General features: G+C 57.4%; 23 protein-coding genes. 16 read left to right on the top strand and 7 right to left on the bottom strand.

What is annotated here, in order from left to right; all coding sequences use genetic code 11:
- Window positions 1-163 precede the first annotated feature (163 nt).
- The 5 genes from folD to BFV64_RS05335 all read left to right on the top strand — a co-directional run bounded on the left by folD (window position 164) and on the right by BFV64_RS05335 (window position 4,730).
- On the top strand, window positions 164-1,030 hold the full coding sequence (gene folD, locus BFV64_RS05355) for a bifunctional methylenetetrahydrofolate dehydrogenase/methenyltetrahydrofolate cyclohydrolase FolD (protein ID WP_014882841.1): 867 nt from the start codon (window positions 164-166) through the stop codon (window positions 1,028-1,030).
- A 1-nt stretch (window position 1,031) separates the two neighbouring features.
- Window positions 1,032-1,244 (top strand): ribosome-associated protein YbcJ, encoded by a 213-nt coding sequence (gene ybcJ, locus BFV64_RS05350; protein ID WP_004143016.1) that lies wholly within the window; start codon window positions 1,032-1,034, stop codon window positions 1,242-1,244.
- Window positions 1,245-1,526: 282 nt separating this feature from the next.
- Entirely contained in the window at window positions 1,527-3,026 is a 1,500-nt protein-coding gene (locus BFV64_RS05345) for a PTS transporter subunit EIIC (protein ID WP_014882840.1), read from the top strand.
- An 86-nt stretch (window positions 3,027-3,112) separates the two neighbouring features.
- Window positions 3,113-4,129 (top strand): Mal regulon transcriptional regulator MalI, encoded by a 1,017-nt coding sequence (malI, locus tag BFV64_RS05340; RefSeq protein WP_063614028.1) that lies wholly within the window; start codon window positions 3,113-3,115, stop codon window positions 4,127-4,129.
- Between the two features lie 73 nt (window positions 4,130-4,202).
- On the top strand, window positions 4,203-4,730 hold the full coding sequence (locus tag BFV64_RS05335; RefSeq protein ID WP_045134738.1) for a metal-dependent hydrolase: 528 nt from the start codon (window positions 4,203-4,205) through the stop codon (window positions 4,728-4,730).
- 89 nt (window positions 4,731-4,819) lie between these two features.
- Here the strand turns inward: BFV64_RS05335 and cysS are convergent, their stop codons facing one another.
- Window positions 4,820-6,205: a cysteine--tRNA ligase gene (gene cysS, locus BFV64_RS05330; RefSeq protein WP_023332268.1), complete on the bottom strand. Its 1,386-nt coding sequence runs from the start codon at window positions 6,203-6,205 to the stop codon at window positions 4,820-4,822.
- A gap of 175 nt (window positions 6,206-6,380) precedes the next feature.
- Between cysS and ppiB the strand changes: the two genes are divergently transcribed.
- From ppiB to mnmH, 5 genes are all read left to right on the top strand, one after another.
- The gene (gene ppiB / locus BFV64_RS05325) at window positions 6,381-6,875 is read left to right on the top strand and encodes a peptidylprolyl isomerase B (RefSeq protein WP_014882836.1); all 495 of its coding nucleotides are present in this window, start codon (window positions 6,381-6,383) and stop codon (window positions 6,873-6,875) included.
- Window positions 6,876-6,878: 3 nt separating this feature from the next.
- Window positions 6,879-7,601: a UDP-2,3-diacylglucosamine diphosphatase gene (gene lpxH / locus BFV64_RS05320; RefSeq protein WP_045134737.1), complete on the top strand. Its 723-nt coding sequence runs from the start codon at window positions 6,879-6,881 to the stop codon at window positions 7,599-7,601.
- Window positions 7,602-7,712: 111 nt separating this feature from the next.
- Window positions 7,713-8,222 carry a 5-(carboxyamino)imidazole ribonucleotide mutase gene (purE, locus tag BFV64_RS05315; RefSeq protein ID WP_014882834.1) on the top strand — a complete coding sequence of 170 codons (510 nt, stop codon included), beginning with the start codon at window positions 7,713-7,715 and terminating at the stop codon, window positions 8,220-8,222.
- Window positions 8,219-9,286, top strand: a complete 1,068-nt coding sequence (gene purK, locus BFV64_RS05310) for a 5-(carboxyamino)imidazole ribonucleotide synthase (RefSeq protein ID WP_014882833.1) — start codon at window positions 8,219-8,221, stop codon at window positions 9,284-9,286. Before purE ends, purK begins: the two co-directional genes overlap by 4 nt.
- A gap of 94 nt (window positions 9,287-9,380) precedes the next feature.
- Window positions 9,381-10,451: a tRNA 2-selenouridine(34) synthase MnmH gene (gene mnmH, locus BFV64_RS05305; RefSeq protein ID WP_069601789.1), complete on the top strand. Its 1,071-nt coding sequence runs from the start codon at window positions 9,381-9,383 to the stop codon at window positions 10,449-10,451.
- 87 nt (window positions 10,452-10,538) lie between these two features.
- Here mnmH and BFV64_RS05300 read toward each other — a convergent pair whose 3' ends face one another.
- The 3 genes from BFV64_RS05300 to ybbA form a co-directional block, all read right to left on the bottom strand.
- Complete coding sequence (locus tag BFV64_RS05300; RefSeq protein ID WP_014882831.1) at window positions 10,539-11,684, bottom strand: porin; 1,146 nt, start codon at window positions 11,682-11,684, stop codon at window positions 10,539-10,541.
- A gap of 182 nt (window positions 11,685-11,866) precedes the next feature.
- Window positions 11,867-14,281 (bottom strand): putative ABC transporter permease subunit YbbP, encoded by a 2,415-nt coding sequence (gene ybbP / locus BFV64_RS05295; RefSeq protein ID WP_069601788.1) that lies wholly within the window; start codon window positions 14,279-14,281, stop codon window positions 11,867-11,869.
- On the bottom strand, window positions 14,278-14,964 hold the full coding sequence (gene ybbA, locus BFV64_RS05290) for a putative ABC transporter ATP-binding protein YbbA (protein ID WP_045281710.1): 687 nt from the start codon (window positions 14,962-14,964) through the stop codon (window positions 14,278-14,280). Before ybbA ends, ybbP begins: the two co-directional genes overlap by 4 nt.
- Here ybbA and tesA point away from each other — a divergent pair.
- Genes tesA through BFV64_RS05275 form a run of 3 tightly spaced genes read left to right on the top strand, consistent with a single transcriptional unit; the run spans window position 14,935 to window position 17,270 of the window.
- Window positions 14,935-15,558: a multifunctional acyl-CoA thioesterase I/protease I/lysophospholipase L1 gene (tesA, locus tag BFV64_RS05285; RefSeq protein ID WP_045281711.1), complete on the top strand. Its 624-nt coding sequence runs from the start codon at window positions 14,935-14,937 to the stop codon at window positions 15,556-15,558. The two genes, ybbA and tesA, sit on opposite strands and share 30 nt — an antisense overlap.
- 28 nt (window positions 15,559-15,586) lie before the next feature.
- Entirely contained in the window at window positions 15,587-16,357 is a 771-nt protein-coding gene (locus BFV64_RS05280) for an SDR family oxidoreductase (RefSeq protein WP_069601787.1), read from the top strand.
- 58 nt (window positions 16,358-16,415) lie between these two features.
- Entirely contained in the window at window positions 16,416-17,270 is an 855-nt protein-coding gene (locus BFV64_RS05275; RefSeq protein WP_014882826.1) for a co-chaperone YbbN, read from the top strand.
- An 86-nt stretch (window positions 17,271-17,356) separates the two neighbouring features.
- Here BFV64_RS05275 and fetB read toward each other — a convergent pair whose 3' ends face one another.
- Complete coding sequence (gene fetB / locus BFV64_RS05270; protein WP_058690574.1) at window positions 17,357-18,139, bottom strand: iron efflux ABC transporter permease subunit FetB; 783 nt, start codon at window positions 18,137-18,139, stop codon at window positions 17,357-17,359.
- The gene (gene fetA / locus BFV64_RS05265) at window positions 18,132-18,803 is read right to left on the bottom strand and encodes an iron efflux ABC transporter ATP-binding subunit FetA (RefSeq protein WP_045281677.1); all 672 of its coding nucleotides are present in this window, start codon (window positions 18,801-18,803) and stop codon (window positions 18,132-18,134) included. The genes fetB and fetA overlap by 8 nt, the downstream gene beginning before the upstream one ends.
- Before the next feature lie 136 nt (window positions 18,804-18,939).
- Here fetA and BFV64_RS05260 point away from each other — a divergent pair, with 136 nt between their 5' ends.
- Complete coding sequence (locus BFV64_RS05260) at window positions 18,940-19,854, top strand: SPFH domain-containing protein (RefSeq protein WP_008499312.1); 915 nt, start codon at window positions 18,940-18,942, stop codon at window positions 19,852-19,854.
- On the top strand, window positions 19,851-20,303 hold the full coding sequence (locus BFV64_RS05255) for an NfeD family protein (protein WP_023332259.1): 453 nt from the start codon (window positions 19,851-19,853) through the stop codon (window positions 20,301-20,303). Before BFV64_RS05260 ends, BFV64_RS05255 begins: the two co-directional genes overlap by 4 nt.
- Here BFV64_RS05255 and cueR read toward each other — a convergent pair.
- Entirely contained in the window at window positions 20,300-20,710 is a 411-nt protein-coding gene (gene cueR, locus BFV64_RS05250; RefSeq protein WP_014882822.1) for a Cu(I)-responsive transcriptional regulator, read from the bottom strand. The genes BFV64_RS05255 and cueR overlap by 4 nt on opposite strands.
- A 108-nt stretch (window positions 20,711-20,818) precedes the next feature.
- Between cueR and copA the strand changes: the two genes are divergently transcribed.
- Window positions 20,819-23,317 (top strand): copper-exporting P-type ATPase CopA, encoded by a 2,499-nt coding sequence (gene copA, locus BFV64_RS05245; protein ID WP_023332258.1) that lies wholly within the window; start codon window positions 20,819-20,821, stop codon window positions 23,315-23,317.
- The last annotated feature ends 47 nt before the right edge of the window (window positions 23,318-23,364 follow it).

Below are 23,364 nucleotides of genomic sequence, written 5' to 3'. Positions count from 1 at the left end.
CAGGTCACATCCTAATACTGCCTAAGAAATTGACCACCCACTAAGAAGGGTTTTTGCGTCTCGCTGATAAAAACGCGTAAAGGGTGACTGACAGCGGCGCTCGCTTCTGACAAAATACAGGCAATCCCCCCTTTCAAACGTTACAGACGGAATCATCTCTCTGATGGCAGCAAAGATAATTGACGGTAAAACGATTGCGCAGCAGGTGCGCTCTGAGGTCGCGGAAAAAGTGAAGGCGCGTAAAGTTGCCGGAAAACGCGCTCCCGGGCTCGCCGTTGTGCTGGTTGGTAGCAACCCGGCATCGCAGATTTATGTCGGTAGCAAGCGCAAAGCGTGTGAAGAGGTGGGGTTCGTCTCCCGCTCTTACGATTTGCCTGAAACCACCAGCGAAGCGGAACTGCTGGAACTGATTGACACCCTGAACGCCGATAAAGAGATCGACGGTATTCTGGTTCAATTGCCGCTGCCAGCAGGCATCGACAACGTGAAGGTGCTGGAGCGTATCGCCCCGGATAAAGACGTTGACGGTTTCCATCCGTACAACGTGGGTCGTCTGTGCCAGCGCGCGCCGCGTCTGCGCCCATGTACCCCGCGTGGTATCGTGACGCTGCTGGAGCGCTATAACATCGACACTTACGGTCTTAACGCCGTTGTCATCGGTGCGTCCAACATCGTGGGCCGCCCGATGAGCATGGAGCTGCTGCTGGCTGGCTGCACGACCACCGTGACCCACCGCTTCACCAAAAACCTGCGTCACCACGTCGAGAACGCCGATCTGCTGATCGTGGCGGTTGGCAAGCCGGGCTTTATTCCTGGAGAGTGGATCAAAGAAGGCGCAATTGTCGTGGACGTCGGTATTAACCGTCTGGAAAACGGCAAAGTGGTCGGCGACGTGGTATATGAAGATGCGGCGGCACGCGCCTCTTACATCACGCCAGTACCGGGCGGCGTAGGCCCAATGACCGTAGCAACACTGATTCAGAATACGTTGCAGGCATGCGAAGAGTATCACGACGTAGAGGACGCGTAAGATGGCGACATTTTCATTAGGTAAACACCCGCACGTAGAGCTGTGCGATCTGCTGAAGCTGGAAGGCTGGAGCGAAAGCGGCGCGCAGGCCAAAATCGCCATTGCCGATGGACTGGTAAAAGTCGACGGCGCGGTGGAAACCCGTAAGCGCTGCAAAATTGTCGCGGGCCAGACCGTGAGTTTTGAAGGACAGAGCGTGACGGTTACGGCCTGAGCCGTCTGATGCCCGGTGGCGCTGCGCTTACCGGGCCTACGTACTGTCTCCATTTGTAGGCCGGGTAAGGCGAAGCCGCACCCGGCGATTTCTCTCACCATCCCCCCACAATCATCACGGTTAATTATCGATCAACTTCAAATAATCACTATTTCATCTGTTGAAAGGTGAGAATTCAGTTGCGCGTATTTCAGGCTTTCTCCACGATAAGTAGAACGTTCTACTAAAACGTTCTACTTACAATAACAGCGCCAAAAAAAGCGCTACTCGGGGGAAATCAGCATGGGTCTGATATCAGGGTTTGTTAAATCGCTGTCTAAGTTATCGATGATTGGTCGCGCCTTAATGCTGCCAATTTCACTGCTTCCCGCTGCGGGCCTGCTGCTGGCCTTCGGCGACAAGTTCCATCTGCCGCTGATGATGAACGCGGGCGGGGTGATTTTTGACAACCTGCCGATGCTGTTCGCCATTGGCTCCGCCGTGGGCCTGGCGTCAGAGTCCGGTATTGCGGCGCTCTCTGCGGCGGTCTCGGTGTTTGTCACCAACATCACCATCAGCACCGTGCTGAGCATCACGCCGGAAATGGCCTCGCAGGGCGGGAAATACGCCATGGTGGTCGGCATACCCACGCTGCAGATGGGCGTCTTCGGCGGCCTGATCTGCGGTATCCTTGCGGCCTGGTGTTTTAACCGCTTCCACACCATGCAGCTGCCGGAGTTCCTTGGCTTCTTCTCCGGTAAGCGCTTCGTGGCGATTGCCACCGCGTTCCTCTCGTTCCTGATGGGGCTGTTGCTGCCGTACGTCTGGCAGCATATTCAGGCCGGTATCGACGCACTCTCGGTGATTGTTAACGGCGATAACCAGGCGGCCTCGACCTTTATCTTCGGCCTGGTGGAGCGTGCGCTAATCCCCCTCGGTCTGCACCATATCTGGTATCCGTCGTTCTGGTATTCGTTTGGGGATTACACAACTCAGGCAGGCCAGGTGATACATGGCGACCAGACCATCTGGTTCAAGATGCTGGAAGAAGGGGTGAAATCCTTCAGCAGCGACACCTACCAGAACGCCGGTAAATTCATGCAGGGTGAATTCCCGCTGATGCTGTTCGCGCTGCCTGCGGCGTGCCTGGCGATGTATCACGAAGCCCACACGAAAAACAAAAAGATTGCGGCCGGTATTCTGTTCTCGGCGGCGCTCACCTGCTTCCTGACGGGGATCACCGAACCGGTAGAGTTTACCTTTATCTTCGTGGCGCCGATTCTCTACGTCTTTAATGCCATCATGGCGGGCCTGGCCTACATGACCATGTACCTGTTGCATGCGCATATCGCCAAATCGTTCTCGGCGGGCTTTATCGACTACCTGTCGTTCGGGATCCTGCCGTCCTTTAACGGTTACAAGACCAACTTCCTGAATGCCATTATCATCGGCATTCCAATGGGGCTGATTTACTACTTTACGTTCCGCTTCGTGATCCGTCGCTTCGACGTCAAAACCCCGGGTCGTACCGATGTCACTGCCAATGCAAATGACAAGTCCGATTCCGAACTTGCCACAGAGATTATCAGCCTGCTGGGCGGCGCGCAGAATATTGATTCCGTTGGCTCCTGCATTACCCGCCTGCGTCTGGAAGTGGCGAAAAGCGAGGCAGTGGATAAAGACGGCCTGAACGGACTCGGCGCCCGCGGCGTGGTCTTCGTTGGCGACAACGGTATTCAGGTGATTTTCGGTGCCAGAGCACAGTTTATCGCCCAGACCATGTCCACCATGATTGGCAAATAATAAGATGCCGGCGTGATGCGTCTCCTGTACGCTGGGGGACGCATTACTTTATCTGGCTGATAATCGGTTAATTTCAGGGAGCGGTTTTGAAGAAAGTCAGCATTATTGATGTCGCAAAGCACGCGGGCGTCTCGGTCTCGACCGTCTCACTGGTGCTGCGCCAGAAAGGGAAAATCTCAGAGGCAACGATCGGGAAGGTCAACGCCGCCATCACGACGCTGGGCTATGTTCATAACGTCGCCGCTGCCAACCTTCGCGCCAACACCTCTAATTTAATTGGCCTGATCCTGCGGGACTTCAGCGACAGCTTTTCCATCAAGGTGATGGCGAGCATTGTTCAGGAACTGGAGAAGCAAGGCTATATGGTGTTTCTCGGTCAGCCACTGAATGACCGTGAACATCTTGAACGCACCCTGCTCTCGTTTAAGCAGCAGGGCGTGGCGGGTGTCATCTATCTGGCGTCCGACACCCGCACCGCAACGCTGCCGGAACACATTCGCCACTGCCCGCTGCCGTTGGTGGTCGTTTCCCAGTCGTTGCTGGATGAAAAATGTAACCTGGTCATGCGCGATAACCGCCAGGCCGCGAACCTGGCCGCGCGCTATCTTATCGAGCGCGGACATCGCAATATTGCCTATATTGGCGGGCGCGACGGCTGTCTTCTCCGCGAGCAACGCCTGCTCGGTTTTCGCAGTGCCATGACGCAAAGCGGGCTGGTCTGGCGTGACGAATATTCTCCCCCCTGCCCCGATGATACCCAGGCGGCGGCGATGGCAACGCGCCAGTTGCTTGAGAAGAACAACACCATCACCGCCCTGCTCTGCCACTCGCCGGATGCCATGCTCGGCTCCATCTCAGGCATTCACCAGGTGGGGCGTACGGTGGGTAAAGATGTGTTTCTGACGCAGCAGGTCGCGCTGGTCGGTTTTGAAGATATGCTTCACGTTAACCTTACCTCACCGTCGTTGACCTATGTCTCCTCAGCGAGCGATGAAACCGGGCGTCAGGCGGCAGGGCTGATTATCCGTAAGCTGAAAGAGCCAGATCTGCAAACGCAACGCATCACCCTCTCCGGGCAGCTTATCGCACGCGAGTCGGCGTAAAATCAGAATATAGCACAGCGTATTTTCCGCCATTACCCTGCTATATTTCCATGATTTGCCATGGATAAATGCAATGCCTACCGTTATCACTCACGCAGCTGTTCCCCTTTGCCTGGGCTTAGGCCTGGGAAGTAAAGTTATCCCTCCCCGCCTGTTATTTGCCGGAATTGTCCTCGCCATGCTGCCGGACGCCGACGTGCTGGCGTTTAAGTTCGGCGTCGCTTACGGCAATGTTTTCGGGCATCGCGGCTTTACCCATTCCCTGCTGTTTGCCTTTGTGGTGCCGATACTTTGCGTGCTGATTGGCCGACGATGGTTCAAAACCCCTCTGACGCGCTGCTGGCTTTTTTTGACCGTGTCACTGCTGTCTCACAGCCTGCTGGATTCCGTGACGACCGGCGGAAAAGGGGTCGGCTGGCTGTGGCCGTGGTCAGATGAACGCTTCTTTGCCCCGTGGCAGGTGATAAAAGTCGCGCCGTTTGCCCTGTCGCGCTATACCACGCCGTACGGACATCAGGTGATCATTTCAGAGTTGCTGTGGGTCTGGCTGCCGGGAGTGGTGCTGATGGGGTTGCTGTGGTGGAGAAAACGTGCGCGCTGATGCCCTCACCCCGGCCCTCTCCCACAGGGAGAGGGAGAAAACCTAACAATTCCCTCTCCCTGTGGGAGAGGGTTAGGGTGAGGGGAAAATTACTTACGACGCCAGGTGGTGCCCTGCGGGCCGTCTTCCAGAATAATCCCCATCTCTGTCAGACGGTTACGCGCCGCATCTGCCGCCGCCCAGTCTTTCGCCTGACGCGCTTCCAGACGTGCCTTGATCAAGGCTTCAATTTCCGCCACTTCGCCGTCGTCCGCCTGCGCACCGCTCTGCAGGAAGGCGTCTGGCTCCTGCTCCAGCAGGCCGAGCACGGAAGAGAGCTTACGCAGATGAGAGGCCAGCGCATTCGCCGCCGCCATATCTTCTGACTTCAGACGGTTCACTTCGCGCGCCATATCGAACAGCACGGAGTAGGCTTCCGGAGTATTAAAGTCGTCGTTCATCACCTCAATAAAGCGAGCTTCGAAGGCGTCGCCGCCTGCGGCAGGAACAGACTTGTCGGTACCGCGCAGCGCGGTATACAGACGTTCCAGCGCCGAACGCGCCTGCTTCAGGTTCTCTTCGCTGTAGTTCAGCTGGCTGCGATAGTGGCCGGACATCAGGAAGTAACGCACGGTTTCCGCATCGTAATACTTGAGCACGTCGCGCACGGTAAAGAAGTTGCCCAGCGATTTTGACATCTTCTCGCGGTCAACCATCACCATTCCGGAGTGCATCCAGTAGTTCACGTACTCGCCGCCGTGGGCACAGGTGGACTGCGCAATTTCGTTTTCGTGGTGCGGGAACATCAGATCCGAACCGCCGCCGTGAATGTCGAAGTGTTTGCCCAGCTGTTTGCAGTTCATCGCGGAACATTCAATGTGCCAGCCCGGACGCCCTTCACCCCACGGAGATGGCCAGCTTGGCTCACCCTCTTTGGACATCTTCCACAGCACGAAGTCCATCGGATTACGCTTCACGTCGACCACGTCCACGCGGGCCCCAGCCTGCAGCTGATCCAGATCCTGACGGGAAAGCGCACCGTAGGTCGGGTCCGTTGGCACGGAGAACATCACGTCGCCGTTATCCGCCACATAGGCGTGACCGCGTGCGATCAGCTTCTCGGTGATCTCAATGATTTCGTGAATATGGTGAGTTGCACGCGGCTCGCTGTCCGGACGCTGAATGTTTAAAGCGTCGAAATCTTTGTGCATCTCGACAATCATGCGATCCACCAGCGCAACAAAACTCTCGCCGTTTTCATTCGCGCGTTTGATGATTTTGTCGTCGATGTCGGTGATATTGCGGACGTATTTCAGGTTGTAGCCTAAAAAACGCAGGTAACGTGACACCACGTCGAAGGCAACGAAGGTGCGCCCATGGCCGATGTGACAGAGATCGTAAACGGTAATACCACACACGTACATGCCGACTTCCCCGGCATGAATAGGTTTAAATTCCTCTTTTTGGCGCGTCATTGTATTAAAGATTTTTAACATCGAAGATTCCATGTAAACACGTGTGTGGGTTGTTTGTTCCCTATAATACCTATAATTCGGAATAGGATCAGCACACAATGCAAGGTGATCGCGTCCTGTGGTTATGCTATAACAAGCCCCTATATGTGACCCAAACGCGGGTCGACGTACCACAATAACGGAACAGGATGCAAAAATGGTTACTTTCCACACTAATCATGGCGATATCGTAATCAAAACCTTTGATGACAAAGCGCCTGAAACAGTTAAAAACTTCCTGGACTACTGCCGCGAAGGTTTCTACGACAACACCATTTTCCACCGCGTGATCAACGGCTTTATGATCCAGGGTGGCGGTTTTGAACCGGGTATGAAGCAGAAAGCGACGAAAGAAGCGATCAAAAACGAAGCCAACAACGGCCTGAAAAACACCCGTGGCACGCTGGCAATGGCCCGTACCCAGGCGCCTCACTCCGCGACCGCGCAGTTCTTCATCAACGTGGCTGATAACGACTTCCTGAACTTCTCCGGCGAAAGCCTGCAGGGTTGGGGCTACTGCGTGTTCGCAGAAGTGGTTGAAGGTATGGACGTGGTCGATAAGATCAAAGCCGTCTCTACTGGCCGCAGCGGCATGCACCAGGACGTTCCTAAAGAAGACGTTGTGATTACAAGCGTGACCGTCAGCGAGTAATTCGTGGCGACACTCTTTATTGCGGATCTGCATCTGCAAACAGAAGAACCGGCGATCACCGCCGGTTTTCTGCGTTTTTTACGCGGTGAAGCGAAAAGCGCCGATGCGCTGTACATCCTGGGCGACCTGTTTGAAGCCTGGATTGGCGACGATGATCCTGACCCGCTGCATCGTGAAATCGCCTCCGCCATTAAGGCGCTGGTTGATTCCGGAGTCCCCTGCTATTTCATTCACGGCAACCGTGATTTTCTGCTCGGCAAGCGCTACGCCCGCGAAAGCGGCATGACGCTGTTGCCGGAAGAACAGGTGCTCGACCTCTATGGCCGCAGGCTGCTGATTATGCACGGCGATACGCTCTGCACGGACGATACCGGCTATCAGGCGTTTCGCGCCAAAGTTCACACCCCCTGGATCCAGACGCTGTTTCTTGCCCTGCCGCTCTTTATCCGTAAACGCATCGCAGCCAGAATGCGTGCGGGCAGTAAAGCCGCTAACAGCAGTAAATCCATGACCATCATGGACGTCAATCCGCAGGCCGTAGTGAGCGTAATGGAAAAACATGGGGTTCAGTGGTTAATCCACGGTCATACCCACCGCCCTGACGTTCATTCCCTTCTTGCCAACGGCGAACCGGCCCATCGCGTCGTACTGGGTGCCTGGCACAGCGAAGGTTCCATGGTCAAAGTGACGCCTGAGGGTGTTGAGCTGATTGCGTTTCCGTTTTAACGTTTTTTCGCCTGGTTTACGACCGCGCAACCGTTTTCCTTGCTCGTATAACATGCTATTCTCTGTGCCCTCGAAAGCAGTGTGTTTCGCACCACAGGAGTTTTAAGACGCATGTCTTCCCGCAATAATCCGGCGCGTGTCGCCATCGTGATGGGGTCCAAAAGCGACTGGGCTACCATGCAGTTCGCCGCCGAAATCTTTGAAATCCTGAATGTTCCGCACCACGTTGAAGTGGTCTCCGCGCACCGTACACCGGACAAACTGTTCAGCTTCGCCGAAAGCGCCGAAGAGAATGGCTATGAGGTGATCATTGCCGGTGCGGGCGGCGCAGCACATCTGCCCGGCATGATTGCCGCTAAAACCCTGGTACCGGTTCTCGGTGTTCCGGTCCAAAGCGCCGCGTTAAGCGGTGTGGATAGCCTCTACTCCATCGTCCAGATGCCGCGCGGTATCCCTGTCGGCACGCTAGCGATTGGTAAAGCGGGTGCGGCTAATGCCGCCCTGCTGGCGGCGCAAATTCTTGCGACGCACGATAAAGCATTACACCAGCGTCTGGCGGAGTGGCGTAAAGCCCAGACCGATGAGGTGCTGGATAATCCAGACCCGCGGGGTGCGGCATGAAGCAGGTTTGCGTCCTCGGTAACGGCCAGTTAGGCCGCATGCTGCGCCAGGCCGGTGAACCGCTGGGTATTGCCGTCTGGCCTGTCGGGCTGGATGCCGAACCGGAAGCGGTACCGTTCCACCAGAGCGTGATCACCGCCGAGATCGAACGCTGGCCGGAAACCGCGCTGACCCGCGAGCTGGCCCGCCATAACGCCTTCGTTAACCGCGACGTGTTTCCGATCATTGCCGACCGTCTGACGCAAAAGCAGCTGTTCGACAAGCTCGGTCTGGCGACCGCGCCGTGGCAGCTGTTGTCCGATAAAGGCGAGTGGAATGACGTGTTCGCGATGCTGGGCGAGCTGGCGATCGTGAAGCGCCGCGTCGGCGGCTACGACGGCCGCGGCCAGTGGCGTCTGCGTGCGCACGAAACCGCGGAGCTGCCGGACGACTGCTACGGCGAGTGTATCGTTGAGCAGGGCATCAACTTTAGCGGCGAAGTGTCCCTGGTTGGCGCACGCGGGCATGACGGACACACCGTCTTTTATCCGCTGACGCATAACCTGCATCAGGACGGCATTCTGCGCACCAGCGTCGCCTTCCCTCAGGCAAATGCCGACCAGCAGGCGCAGGCGGAAGACATGCTCTCAGCCATAATGCACGAGCTGGGTTACGTGGGCGTGATGGCGATGGAGTGTTTTGTTACCCCATCCGGCCTGCTGATCAACGAGCTGGCGCCGCGCGTGCATAACAGCGGCCACTGGACACAAAATGGTGCCTCCATCAGCCAGTTCGAGCTCCACCTGCGTGCCATCACCGATTTGCCACTGCCGCAGCCGGTCGTGAACAGCCCGTCGGTAATGATCAACCTGATCGGGACCGATCTGAACTACGACTGGCTCAAGCTGCCGCTGGTGCATCTGCACTGGTATGACAAAGAGGTCCGCCAGGGTCGTAAAGTGGGTCACCTGAACCTGAACGATAGCGACACGGGCCGTCTGAGCGCCACCCTGGAAGCCATGATCCCTCTCCTGCCGCCGGAATACGCGAGCGGCATTGTCTGGGCTCAGTCAAAGCTTAAATAAGCGATAAGTGCCGGGGAGTTGATCTTCCCCTTCCCCGGCCTCTCCTCTCGCGCGTAAAATCCCCGCCATTGCTGGTTTTATTTCTGGAATACCCATGAACGATGGAACGGACTATCGCGCGATCCTCGCGTCTGATACCCCTTTAATCGACGTTCGCGCGCCGATAGAATTTGCCCAGGGCGCGATGCCCGCCGCCCTTAACCTGCCGCTGATGAACGACGACGAACGCGCCGCCGTGGGCACCTGCTATAAACGTCAGGGCCCCGAGGCCGCACTGGCGCTCGGCCACAGTCTGGTCAACGGCGAGACGCGTGAGGCGCGCATTAACGCCTGGCGTGAAGCCAGCCTTGCTCACCCTGAAGGTTATCTCTGCTGCGCGCGCGGGGGCCAGCGTTCACATATCTCACAGGCCTGGCTGAAAGAGGCCGGTGTCGATTACCCGCTGATCCGCGGCGGCTATAAAGCCCTGCGCCAGACGGCGATTCAGGTGACGATTGAGCAGTCGCAAAAGCCGATGGTGCTTATCGGCGGCTGTACCGGAAACGGGAAAACCCTGTTGGTGAAGCAGCATGCGCAGGGTATCGATCTGGAAGGGCTGGCGCACCACCGCGGTTCGTCCTTTGGCCGCACGCTCACTCCGCAACTGTCCCAGGCCAGCTTTGAAAATCATCTTGCCGTCGAGCTGTTAAAAAAAGATGCCGCACGCTGGGTGCTGGAAGATGAAGGTCGAATGATTGGCTCCAACCACCTGCCGGAGTGCCTACGCGACCGCATGAATGAAGCGCCCATCGCGGTTGTCGAGGATCCGTTTGATATTCGTCTTGAGCGTCTGCGCGAAGAGTACTTCGACCACATGTGGGCGGATTTTTCTGCCGCTTATGGTGAAGAGGCCGGCTGGAAAGAGTACAGCGCGTATCTGCACCACGGAATGTTCGCCATTCGCCGCCGCCTGGGGCTGCAGCGTTTTGCGGAATTTACCGCCTTACTGGACGCCGCGCTTGTAGAACAACAGCGTACTGGCAGCACTGACGCGCACTTCAGCTGGCTTGTGCCGCTGCTGAAGGAGTATTACGACCCGATGTACGGCTATCAGCTTGAGAAAAAAGCGGAGACGATTGTTTTCCGAGGGACGTATAACGAGGTCGCTGACTGGCTTAATAGCTGAAAAAAGCCGGGTGGCGGCTACGCCTTACCCGGCCTACGCGTGCTTTTGTAGCCCCGGTAAGCGCAGCGCCACCGGGGAACAGACGACTTAGAAGTCGTAACGCAGACGCACCAGGTTCATGTCGCCCAGGTTGTCGGTGCTGGAGGTGAACACGTGTTCGTAATCCACGCGGAAACCGTAATCCAGCTGGAAGCTGATACCCACGCCATTGTCGATGCGCTGGTAGTTACGGCCATTCACATACTCAATGCGGTCGCCCATGAAGTAAGGCTGGATGGATTTCACCGCATACTGGCCGATCGGGAATTTATACCCTGCGAAGTATTCAATACCCCACGCGTCGCCCGCAAAGTAGTCGTTAACAGACACTTTTTTGGTGGTCAGGAAGTTCTGATACCAGCCGCCGCCTGCGGAGAAGGTCCAGTTGTCCGGCGTCCAGCTCAGCGCGGTACCGAGGATGTTCTGGTCGTAGGTTTTGCTGTCGCCGTTGTCCGGGTTACGCATGTCCGCACGGGTGTAGTTCCACGCTGCGCCCCAGGTCAGGTCGGTGGTCAGGTGGTAATCCAGGCCCAGTGAACCGCCGCCTTTACGCTTATAGCGCAGGCCGTTACCCGGCAGGTATTCGCTGTCTTCAAACAGGTAAGATGCATAGATGTCGGCATCACCCACGGTTTTCTTGTATTTCAGCATCTGGCGTGAACGGTAAGAACCGTCGTAGTCGCCGTTGATCCCGTTACCTGGTGCCTGAGCAATCATGTCGTAGTCCCAGATATCGGTTTTCGCGCCCACCACATCATAGTAAACGCTGTTCTGTTGACCGAAGGTCAGCGTACCCCAGGTATCGCTCTTCAGGCCGGTGTAGAGCATACGGCGAGTGGTATCGTGTGCGCCGTCTGCATAGTGATGATCCCAGTTAAACTGGGCAGGGATGTTCACACCCAGTTCGTAGTAGCTTATCCAGCTAATATCATCAAACAGGTAGTAATCAGCCGCGAAACGGAAACGGGTACCACCGTCAAAGCCGTTACGTTTGTAGCTGTTTTTGCCGTCGTCGCCGGTCATGTTCTGGAACTGAGGACGAATGCTGCCGCCAACGGTAAAGTTCAGACGGCTCAGCGGGTTACCCGCCTGCGGATCCTGTTTAAGAACGGTGATTTCCGCCTGAGAAGCGAAGGTCGTTAATGCCACTGCCGCGCCAATCGTTACCGCCAGCGCTGATTTTTTTATAGTCATTATTTTTCCTTAATAGACACGCTGCTAAATATTTAGCGGGTGAATATTAACTGGAAATAATCGGGCTGTGTGGACGGGTTTTTAATGTTTTGTGCTACTAAATACGTGGGTATTATCACTTTGTGCTTTTAAAATATTGCACACCGGCATAAAAACCGGTGTGCAATTATCACGGAACTGGATTACCCCATAAACTGCCGGAACAGTGCTTTGCCCCTTAACAGGCGCGTTCCGAGCCAGCCCCCGCAGAGGGAGAGCAGCACCGCGCCGCAGAGAGGCAGAATCAGCCAGAGACGCCAGTCAGGCTCCCACGGGAAGTCGAAGACACGTGTCTGCAACACCGCCAGCGCCGTCTCGGCGCCAATCGCGGCCACCAGACCGGCAACCAGCCCCAGCAGCGCAAACTCGCTCCAGAGCGTCATCCGCAGCAACCGCTTCCCGGCCCCCAGCGTGCGGTAGACCACCAGCTCCTGATGGCGCTGACGCATGCCCACCTGCACCTGGGCCAGCAGCAACAGCACGCCGCAGATGGTCACCAGCACCACCATGACCTCCAGCGCGCGGCTCACCTGCTCCAGCACCTGTCCCACCTGCTTCAGGATCGCCCCAATATCCAGCAGGCTGACCGTCGGGAATTCCCGGTTAAGCTGCGTCAGCATGCCGTTGCCATTTTCCCAGCGGAAGCTGGTCAGCCAGCTTTGCGGCTGTCCATCCAGCGCCCCCGGCGGGAAGATAAAGAAGAAGTTGGGCCGCAGGCTTTCCCAGTCCACCTTTCGCAGGCTGGTGACTTTGGCGGTAAAGTCCTGGGTATCGCCGGTGAAGGTCACGCTGTCCCCGAGCTTCACGTTCAGGCGCACCGCCAGCCCTTCCTCCATTGATACCTCCCCCACTTTCGGCGGCCAGGTGCCTGCCGTGATCGGGTTATGGTCGGGCCGTTTCTCCTGCCAGGTCAGGTTAAGCTCGCGGTTCAGCGACTCGTCCTTGTTCCCCTCCGTCGACCGCCCGTTGATTTGCGTCAGACGGGCGCGAACAATCGGATAAAACGACTCCGGGACAATATGATGCTCAGAGAGGAAACCCTTCAGCGGCGTAACCTGCTCAGGCGCGATATTGATCAGAAAATAGTTCGGACTTTCCGGGGGAAGCTGCTGCTGCCAGCGATCCAGCAGATCGCCTCGCAGCACCAGCAACAGGGCCAGCAGCATAAACGACAGTGAAAACGCCGACAGCTGGCTGAGCGTAGACCAGGGCTGATGCAGCAGACGATTAACGGCCAGGCGCACGGGTAGCGATTTCACCGTCAGCCTCTTCAGAACGTTGAGCAGTATCCAGCCCAGTACGCCGCACAGCAGCGCCAGCACAACCGCACCGGCCAGCACCGCCCACAGCAGCGTGCTGCCGCCCATCAGCCAGGCCAGCAGCCCCACCGCGACCGCAATAATCACCGGAAGGTAGAACTTCAGCGGCCAGACGTTCGCCACCACATCATTACGCAGCACGCGCAGCGGCTGCGTCGCGAGCAGCAGCCGGTAGGGCCGCAGCCCCACCAGCACCGAGATCACGACCATCGCGCCAATCGCCCACAGCCACGGCCAGAAGCTGGCCGGTGGCAATGCGGACGGAAGCACCGGTTTTAACATCACCATCAGCAGTTTTTCAAACAGCAGCCCTATGATTCCGCCAGTGAACACTGACAAAACCAGCAGCATTAGCCACTGGCCGACGATCAGCTTGCGTAGCTGCGCCCGTCCCGCGCCGAGGGTTTTAAGGATCGCCACCCGATCGTAGCGGCTGCGGCAGTAATGCCCCATCGCCACCGCCACTGCCGCTACCGCCAGCAGCAGGGTTAAGAGCGCCGAAATCAGCAGGAACTGCTGAGAGCGCTCCAGAGATTTACCGAGCGCCCCCTCGTCCTGCTCTAGCCCGTACCAGCGGTGCTCCGGTTTAAGCTGCGGGAGCAGCCATTTTTCATACCCATCAAGCTGGGCTGGCGTGCCGCCAAACTTGTAGCGCCAGGTGACGCGGCTGCCCGGCTGGACAGCATGGGTTGCCGGAACATCCGCCGTGTTCATCAGCAGGCGTGGCGCAAGCTGGAAGGGGTTAAAGCCGGAGTCGGGCTCCTGCACCACCTCCCCGGCAATTTTCAGCGTGGCATCGCCCACGTCAATACTGTCACCGGCTTTCAGGTTCAGAAGCGCCATTAAACGCGATGCCAGCAGCACCGTGCCGGGCGTTGGTTTTAACCCCGGCGGACTGGTTTGTAAGTCACCGTACATCGGGTAGACATCATCCACGGCTTTCACGCTGGCGAGCTGCGGCGTGTCCCCCGCAAAGGTCATGGTCTGGAAGGTGATTTGCTCCCCCACCTTCAGCCCTGCTTTGTGCGCTTCCTCAATCCAGCCCGGCGGAACAGGACGCGAGCTTTGCAGCGCCCGGTCCCCGGCCATAAACTCCCGGCTCTGCTGGCTGAGCCCTTTTTCCATACGGTCGCTGACGCTGCCGAGCGCCAGCACGCAGGCCACCGCCAGGCTTAACGCCAGCCAGACAATCAGCAGCGAGGGCGAGCGCCACTCGCGCCAGAACCAGCGGGCAATCATGCTTCCTCCTGAAGCGTACCGTTGACCAGCCGCAGACGTCGGTCGCAGCGGGCGGCCAGCTGCGGATCGTGGGTCACGAGGATCAGCGTGGTACCGTGTTCACGGTTAAGCGAGAACAACAGATCCGCGATTTTGTCGCCGGTTTTACGGTCAAGGTTGCCGGTGGGTTCATCAGCAAACAGCACTTCCGGGCGGCCATTAAAGGCGCGCGCCAGCGCCACACGCTGTTGCTCCCCGCCGGAAAGCTGTGCGGGAAGATGGCTGAGGCGCTTGCCCAGACCGAGCTGTTCCAGCAACGCCTTCGCATGGGCGCGGCCTTCGCGACTCTTTTCACCGCGCAACAGCGCCGGGAGTTCGACGTTCTCCAGCGCGTTCAGCGTGGGGATCAGCATAAAAGACTGAAAGACAAACCCGATGTGGCGCGCACGCAGCGCAGCACGCGCCTCTTCATCAAGCTGGTGCAGCGGCTGCCCGACAAGATGGACCTCGCCGCTGCTCCCGTCGTCCAGACCGGCCAGAATCGCCAGCAGCGTGGACTTGCCGGAACCGGATTCGCCAATCAGCGCGATGGTTTCAGCGCGTTTGACAACGAGTTCAACTCCAGTAAGGATGGAAAGCTCGTGTTCCCCCTGACCGACGGACTTCTTAAGACGATGAACTTCAACACTGTTTTCCGCTGGCATTTGCCCTTCCTGTTCTTGATTCTGATGACCTTCCGCGCGGCGGCAGCGGACACGTTACTGATTCTCGGCGACAGCCTGAGCGCGGGCTATCGCATGGCGGCCAGCGCAGCCTGGCCCGCTCTGCTCAACGATAAATGGCAGAGCAAGACGACGGTTATCAACGGCAGCATCAGCGGCGATACCTCGCAGCAGGGCCTGTCGCGCCTGCCAGCGCTACTCAAACAGCATCAGCCGCGCTGGGTGCTGGTTGAGCTTGGCGGCAACGATGGATTGCGCGGTTTCCAGCCTCAGCAGACGGAACAGACGCTGCGCACCATTTTGCAGGACATCAATGCGGCAAACGCCCAGCCGCTGCTGATGCAAATTCGCCTGCCCGCTAACTACGGTCGTCGGTATAATGAAGCCTTTAGCGCGATCTACCCTAAGCTTGCCAAAGAGTTTGATATTCCGCTGCTGCCATTTTTCATGGAAGAGGTCTATCTCAAACCCCAGTGGATGCAAGACGACGGGATCCACCCCAATCGCGATGCGCAGCCGTTTATTGCCGACTGGATGGCAACGCGGCTGGCTCCTTTAGTTAAACATGACTCCTGATTAAGCGGAGATCCTGACAGGTAAAGTTATGCAAAAATCGGTCTTAATTACAGGATGTTCCAGCGGAATCGGTCTTGAAAGCGCGCTCGAATTAAAGCGTCAGGGATTTCGGGTGCTGGCGGCCTGCCGCAAACCCGACGATGTCGAACGCATGAACGGGCTGGGCTTTACCGGCGTGCTGCTGGATATGGACTCCCCGGAAAGCGTCGAACGCGCCGCCGATGAGGTGATAGCCCTGACCGACAATCGTCTGTACGGGCTTTTTAATAATGCCGGTTACGGCGTGTATGGCCCGCTGGATACGCTCTCGCGCGAAACGCTGGAAAAGCAGTTTTCAACCAACTTCTTTGGTGTCCACCAGCTCACCATGCGTCTGCTCCCCGCCATGCTGCCGCACGGCGAGGGGCGCATCGTGATGACATCGTCAGTTATGGGTCTGATATCAACGCCCGGCCGCGGCGCCTACGCCGCCAGCAAATATGCGCTGGAGGCCTGGTCCGACGCCCTGCGCATGGAGTTACGTCACAGCGGCATTAAGGTCAGCCTGATTGAACCCGGCCCGATCCGCACCCGCTTTACCGAAAACGTTAACCAGACGCAGGCGGATAAACCGGTCGAAAACCCCGGCATTGCCGCACGATTTACGCTCGGGCCCGAAGCGGTGGTTGCTAAAGTGCGCCATGCTTTTGAGAGTGAATATCCCAAAATGCGCTACCCGGTAACGCTGGTCACCCATGCCGTTGGCTGGTTAAAACGTCTGCTACCGGGCCGGATGATGGACAAAATTTTACACGGTTGAGTTGAAGCGACAGCGCTCACCCCCATGTAAATAACAAACCGATAAAAGAGAAGGCCGCATGTCCGTACAGAATATCGTCAATATTACTGAAGCAAACCTGCAACAGATCCTCGAACAGTCGATGGCAAAACCCGTGCTGTTCTACTTCTGGTCTGAACGCAGCCAGCACTGTTTACAGCTGACGCCGGTGCTGGAAAGCCTTGCCGCGCAGTACAACGGTCAGTTCATTCTTGCCAAACTGGACTGTGACGCAGAGCCGATGGTGGCGTCTCAGTTTGGTTTGCGCGCCATCCCTACCGTCTACCTGTTCCAGAACGGTCAGCCTGTTGATGGCTTCCAGGGGCCACAGCCGGAAGAGGCCATTCGCGCCCTGCTGGATAAAGTCCTCCCGCGCGAAGAAGAGCTGAAAGCGCAGGAAGCCATGGCGCTGATGCAGGAAGGCAAATACGACGAGGCGCTGCCGCTGCTTAAAGACGCGTGGCAGCTCTCGAATCAGAACAGTCAGATTGGCCTGCTGCTGGCGGAAACGCAGATTGCTCTGCACCGTTCAGAAGACGCCGAAGCCGTGCTCAAAACGGTTCCCCTGCAGGATCAGGACACCCGCTATCAGGGGCTGGTCGCGCAGATTGAACTGCTGAAACAGGCGGCAGATACGCCGGAAATTCAGCAACTGCAGCAGCAGGTCGCTGACAACCCGGCCGATGCGGCTCTGGCAAGCCAGCTGGCGCTGCAGCTGCATCAGGTGGGGCGTAACGAAGAAGCGCTTGAGCTGCTGTTTAGCCATCTGCAAAAAGACCTCGCTGCCGCAGACGGTCAGGCGCGCAAAATGTTCCAGGAGATCCTGGCCGCGCTGGGCACCGGCGATGCGCTGGCGTCGAAGTATCGTCGTCAGCTGTACGCGTTGCTCTACTAACAAAAAAATGCCCGGTGGCGCTTCGCTTACCAGGCTTACAAAAGTGCGGATCGTAGGCCGGGCAAAGGCAGTGCCGCCCGGCATAATCACCGCACGTTTTTCAACTGCGTCACCACCAGCTGATGGCGCGCGTTGTAAAACTTCCGATAGGTCAGGTAACAGGCAATGATGGTGGACAGGCTTGCCGTTGAGAGCAGCATAAACGTCACCATAATCTGATACTTAATCGCTTTTACCGGATCGATACCGGCAAAAATCAGCCCCGACATCATGCCCGGCAGGCTCACCAGCCCAACCGTTTTGGCTGAATCTACCGTGGGGATCAGCGATGAGCGAATGCTCTCACGAATCAGCCGCGCGGAGGCCACTTTAGGCGTCGCTCCCAGGCTTAATTTCTCCTGTAGCTGCTGCTGTTCACTACTGAAGCGCTGGCCGAGATTGTTATAACACAGCCCGACGGCCACCATGGCGTTCCCGGCAATCATCCCTGAGATAGGGATAACCTGCATCGGCGTAAACTCAATTGAGCCGGAAAGCACTAGTACCGCCAGCGTTAATGCGGTTCCGGTGGTAATGGCGATAAACGACGAGATAAACGCCTTATCGATGTATTTACTGCGCTTTTGCGCGTTCCACGCCGCATTGAAGCAGATAAACAACACCATCAGCAGCGTCAGCACCGCGTGGTTGACGTTGAAAATATACTTCAGCACATAGCCGACAATAATGAGTTGAATCACCGCGCGGCAGATACTCCACACAATGTCCTTTTCCAGCCCCAGCTTTTCACGGTAGCTGACGACAATCGCGATCAGCACCAGCACCATCGAAAACGCCAGAGATTCGTTCGTAATATTGTGCTCACCCACGGTTTGCCTCCTGCATTTTTCCGCCATGCGGCTGGAGCGTCAGTACGTCATCCGCATGGGTAATTTCGTTAGCGTCATGCGTCACCCACAGCACGGCAATATTCTGCTCGCGGACGTAACGATGAATGATTTCATTGACGTTGCGCTTGTTGGCATCATCGAGCGCGCTGGTGATCTCATCGAGCAGTAACACCTTCGGTAAGAACTGCAGATTACGGATCAGCGAGACGCGCTGCTTTTCGCCGCCCGACAGTTCGGAAACGGACTTTGTCAGCGTGTCCGGCGGCAGATTGAAGCGTGCCAGGTCGGCGGAAAACCGTTCAGGATCGGGCGTCTTATGTCGGATCTGCCAGGGGAAAAGCAGGTTATCGTACACCGTGCTGTCGAACAGGCTCGGGGTTTGCACCGAATAAGAGACCTGCTGGCGGTAAGCCTCGGGTGAAAGCGTTGAAATATCCTTCCCCTCAAAGAAGATCTTTCCCGACGTTGGCGTGAGCAGCGACGCAATGATTTTAAGCAGCGTACTTTTCCCGCAGCCTGAGGGGCCGGTAATCAGTCGAAACTCGCCCGGCAAGAGGCTAAAACTGACATTATTCAGAATGGTGGTACCGCCTGTGCGGTAGCCCATGTCCTCGATGGTTAATACCGCGCTGTTATCCTTCATGTGATCTTCTGCCTTTATCCCAATAATGAGCAGTAGTTTACGGCGATGAGTGATAATAAAGCGACTTTCCTCGTATACTTAGGATCAACAAAAAGTGATTTCATTTCTGCCATAGCATGCAAAACAGGAGGTTTTTATGCTCATCGTTGTTCCTGTCCTTATCTTCGTTGCGCTGGTTATCGTCGGCGCAGGCGTCAAAATTGTCCCTCAGGGTTATCAGTGGACCGTCGAGCGCTTCGGCCGCTATACCAACACGCTACAGCCTGGCTTGAGCCTGATTGTCCCGTTCATGGATCGCATCGGTCGCAAGATCAACATGATGGAACAGGTGCTGGATATCCCTTCTCAGGAAGTGATCTCCAAGGATAACGCCAACGTTACCATTGATGCCGTCTGCTTTATTCAGGTGATTGATGCGCCGAAAGCGGCCTATGAGGTGAGCAACCTGGAGCTGGCGATCGTTAACCTGACGATGACCAACATCCGTACCGTGCTTGGCTCGATGGAGCTGGACGAGATGCTCTCCCAGCGCGACAGCATTAATACCCGCCTGCTGCACATTGTCGATGAGGCCACGAACCCGTGGGGGATCAAAGTCACCCGTATCGAGATCCGCGACGTGCGCCCGCCGGCAGAACTGATCGCCTCCATGAACGCCCAGATGAAGGCTGAGCGAACCAAGCGTGCCTATATTCTGGAAGCCGAGGGGGTGCGTCAGGCCGAAATTCTCAAAGCGGAAGGGGAAAAACAGTCGCAGATCCTGAAAGCGGAAGGCGATCGTCAGTCCGCATTCTTACAGGCAGAAGCGCGTGAACGTTCTGCAGAGGCAGAAGCCCGCGCGACCCAGATGGTATCCGAGGCGATTGCCGCCGGTGATATCCAGGCCGTGAACTACTTCGTCGCGCAAAAATATACCGATGCACTGAAAGAGATCGGCTCCGCGAACAACAGCAAAGTGGTGATGATGCCGCTGGATGCCAGCAGCCTGATGGGCTCTATCGCAGGGATTGCCGAACTGATTAAAGACAGCGGAAACGAGCGTAAAAAATGATTGAACTGATCGTCGCACATCCTCATGCGTTCTGGCTAAGCCTCGGTGGCTTACTGCTGGCCGCCGAGATGCTGGGCGGCAACGGTTACCTGCTGTGGAGCGGTGTTGCCGCGGTCATTACCGGCCTGGTCGTCTGGCTTCTGCCGCTTGACTGGGCGTGGCAGGGGGCGCTGTTTGCCGTGCTGACGCTGGTGGCCGCCTGGCTGTGGTGGCGCTGGCTGAACCGACAGGTAAGCGAACAGAAACCGCTGGATGCCCACCTTAACCAGCGCGGGCAGCAGATCGTCGGCAAGCGTTTTACGCTCGACACCCCGCTGGTGAACGGGCGCGGGCATATGCGCGTAGGTGACAGCTCGTGGCCGGTGGTGGCCGACGACGACCTCAGCGCCGGAACACGGGTCGAGGTCATTGCGGTAGAAGGCATTACCCTGCGGGTAAAAGCCTGTTAAGCGTGGGTTTTGCGGTGGCAGCAGCCGGCAAGATTGTCGATAATCGGGCAGTCGGCGCTGTCATCACCCGGACAGGAATCCGCCAGCTGTAACAGCTGTTCACGCATCGACTGTAATTCGATGATATGGCGTTCGATCTCCGCCACTTTTTCCAGCGTGCGTTTTTTCACGTCGGCACTGTGGCGCTTCGGATCGTTAAACAGGTTTACCAGCTCGCCGCACTCTTCCAGGTTAAACCCCACCTGCCTTGCCTGGCGCAGTAACGTCAGTTCATCAAGATGCCGTTGCGTGTAGCTGCGGTAGCCGTTTTCACTGCGCAACGGCGGCGTTACCAGCCCTTTCTCTTCATAAAAGCGAATGGCTTTGCTGGTTAAGCCGGTTTTTTTTGCCACGTCACTGATATTCACATTTCCCCCTTGACCTTCCCCTTGATGGAAGGTTTAACCTTCATAACAGTTAGCGAAAAGCGTTACTCCGGTCAACAACTGACCAGTTCATTATACGGGAGTTTTGTTATGTCTCACACTATTGACCTGACGCTGGACGGCCTCTCCTGCGGCCACTGTGTCAAACGCGTTAAAGAAAGCCTGGAACAGCGTCCTGATGTTGAAAGCGCTGAGGTGACTATCGACCATGCCGCCGTGACCGGCAGCGCCAGCGCGGATGCGCTGATCGATACCATTAAACAAGCGGGTTATGGGGCGGAGCTGAGCCACCCAAAGGCTAAACCGCTGGCAGAGTCATCATCCCCGTCGGAAGCACTGACAGCGGCCACTCCTGAGCTTCCGGCAGCGGATGATATTGATGACAGCCAACAGCTGCTGATCAACGGTATGAGCTGCGCCAGCTGCGTCTCCCGGGTACAAAATGCCTTACAGGCGGTACCGGGCGTCGCACAGGCACGGGTAAACCTTGCGGAGCGTACTGCGCTGGTGATGGGCAGTGCCTCCGCCGCAGAGTTAGTGCAGGCCGTGGAGAAAGCGGGCTACGGCGCAGAGGCCATCGAAGATGATGTCGAACGCCGCGAGCGCCAGCAGGAAACGGCTATCGCCACCATGAAGCGCTTCCGCTGGCAGGCGATTGTCGCCCTGCTGGTGGGAATCCCGGTGATGGTGTGGGGCATGATGGGTGACAATATGATGGTCACCGCCGACAACCGCACGCTGTGGCTGGTGATTGGTCTGATTACCCTTGCGGTCATGGTGTTTGCAGGCGGCCATTTCTATACCAGCGCCTGGAAGAGCCTGAAAAACCGCACCGCGACGATGGATACGCTGGTCGCACTCGGTACCGGCGCGGCGTGGCTCTATTCAATGAGCGTTAACGTCTGGCCGCAGTGGTTCCCGATGGAAGCGCGCCATCTCTATTATGAAGCGAGCGCGATGATTATCGGCCTGATTAACTTAGGTCATATGCTGGAAGCCCGCGCCCGTCAGCGCTCCTCCAAAGCGCTGGAACGATTACTCGATTTAACCCCGCCGACGGCCCGCGTGGTCACGGATGAGGGGGAAAAAAGCGTCCCGCTGGCGGAAGTGCAGCCCGGCATGACGCTGCGTTTGACCACCGGCGATCGCGTGCCCGTTGACGGCACGATAACCCAGGGTGAAGCCTGGCTGGATGAAGCGATGCTGACCGGGGAACCCATCCCTCAGCAGAAATCCGACGGCGATGCCGTCCATGCCGGCACGGTCGTTCAGGACGGCAGCGTGCTGTTCACCGCCAGTGCGGTTGGTAGCCATACTACGCTGTCGCGTATTATCCGAATGGTGCGCCAGGCTCAGAGCAGCAAGCCGGAGATTGGCCAGCTTGCTGACCGAATCTCGGCCATTTTTGTGCCGGTGGTGGTTGGTATTGCCCTGCTGAGCGCGGCGATCTGGTATTTCTTCGGCCCTGCGCCACAGATTGTCTACACCCTGGTGATTGCCACCACCGTGCTGATTATTGCCTGCCCATGCGCGCTTGGCCTGGCCACGCCGATGTCCATTATCTCCGGCGTAGGCCGTGCCGCCGAATTTGGCGTGCTGGTCAGGGATGCGGACGCACTGCAGCGGGCCAGTACGCTGGATACGCTGGTGTTTGATAAAACCGGCACGCTGACCGAGGGGAAACCGCAGGTTGTGGCCGTGAACACCGCAGGCATCGCGCAGGAGGACGCGCTGCGTCTCGCCGCCGCGCTGGAGCAAGGCTCCAGCCACCCGCTGGCGCGCGCCATTCTCGAGAAAGCGAATGCTGCGGCTCTGCCGCAGGTCAGTAACTTCCGCACGCTGCGCGGGCTCGGTGTCAGCGGTGAAGCCGAGGGGCATACGCTGCTGCTGGGTAACCAGGCCTTGCTCAATGATAATGGTATTGATACCGCGGCGCTGGAAACCGAACTGAAAGCGCAGGCATCTCAGGGGGCAACCCCGGTTCTGCTGGCGGTGGATGGCAAAGCCGCTGCCCTGCTGGCCGTGCGCGATCCACTTCGCCAGGACAGCGTGGATGCCCTGGCGCGTCTGCACCGCGCGGGCTATCGCCTGGTGATGCTGACCGGGGACAACCCGACGACGGCAAACGCTATTGCGAAAGAAGCCGGTATTGATGAAGTCATTGCAGGCGTTCTGCCGGATGGCAAAGCGGATGCGATTAAGAACCTGCAACGCCAGGGACGTCAGGTGGCGATGGTGGGCGACGGCATCAACGATGCCCCGGCGCTGGCCCAGGCAGACGTCGGTATCGCCATGGGGGGCGGGAGCGATGTTGCCATTGAAACCGCCGCCATCACGTTGATGCGCCACAGCCTGATGGGCGTTGCCGATGCGCTGGCCATTTCGAAAGCCACGTTGCGCAACATGAAGCAGAACCTGCTGGGGGCATTTATCTATAACTCGCTCGGTATTCCAATTGCCGCCGGCATTTTGTGGCCGCTGACCGGCACGCTGCTTAACCCGGTGGTTGCAGGTGCGGCAATGGCGCTCTCCTCCATCACCGTGGTGAGTAATGCCAACCGCCTGTTGCGCTTTAAACCGAAAGATTGAACCTTGTTCTCGTACGCGCTAGCATGAACCTTTCCGTTTATGGAGCG

The organism is Enterobacter kobei, assembly GCF_001729765.1.
Lineage (GTDB): Bacteria > Pseudomonadota > Gammaproteobacteria > Enterobacterales > Enterobacteriaceae > Enterobacter > Enterobacter kobei.
This window is presented reverse-complemented; position numbering and strand designations above follow the sequence as displayed.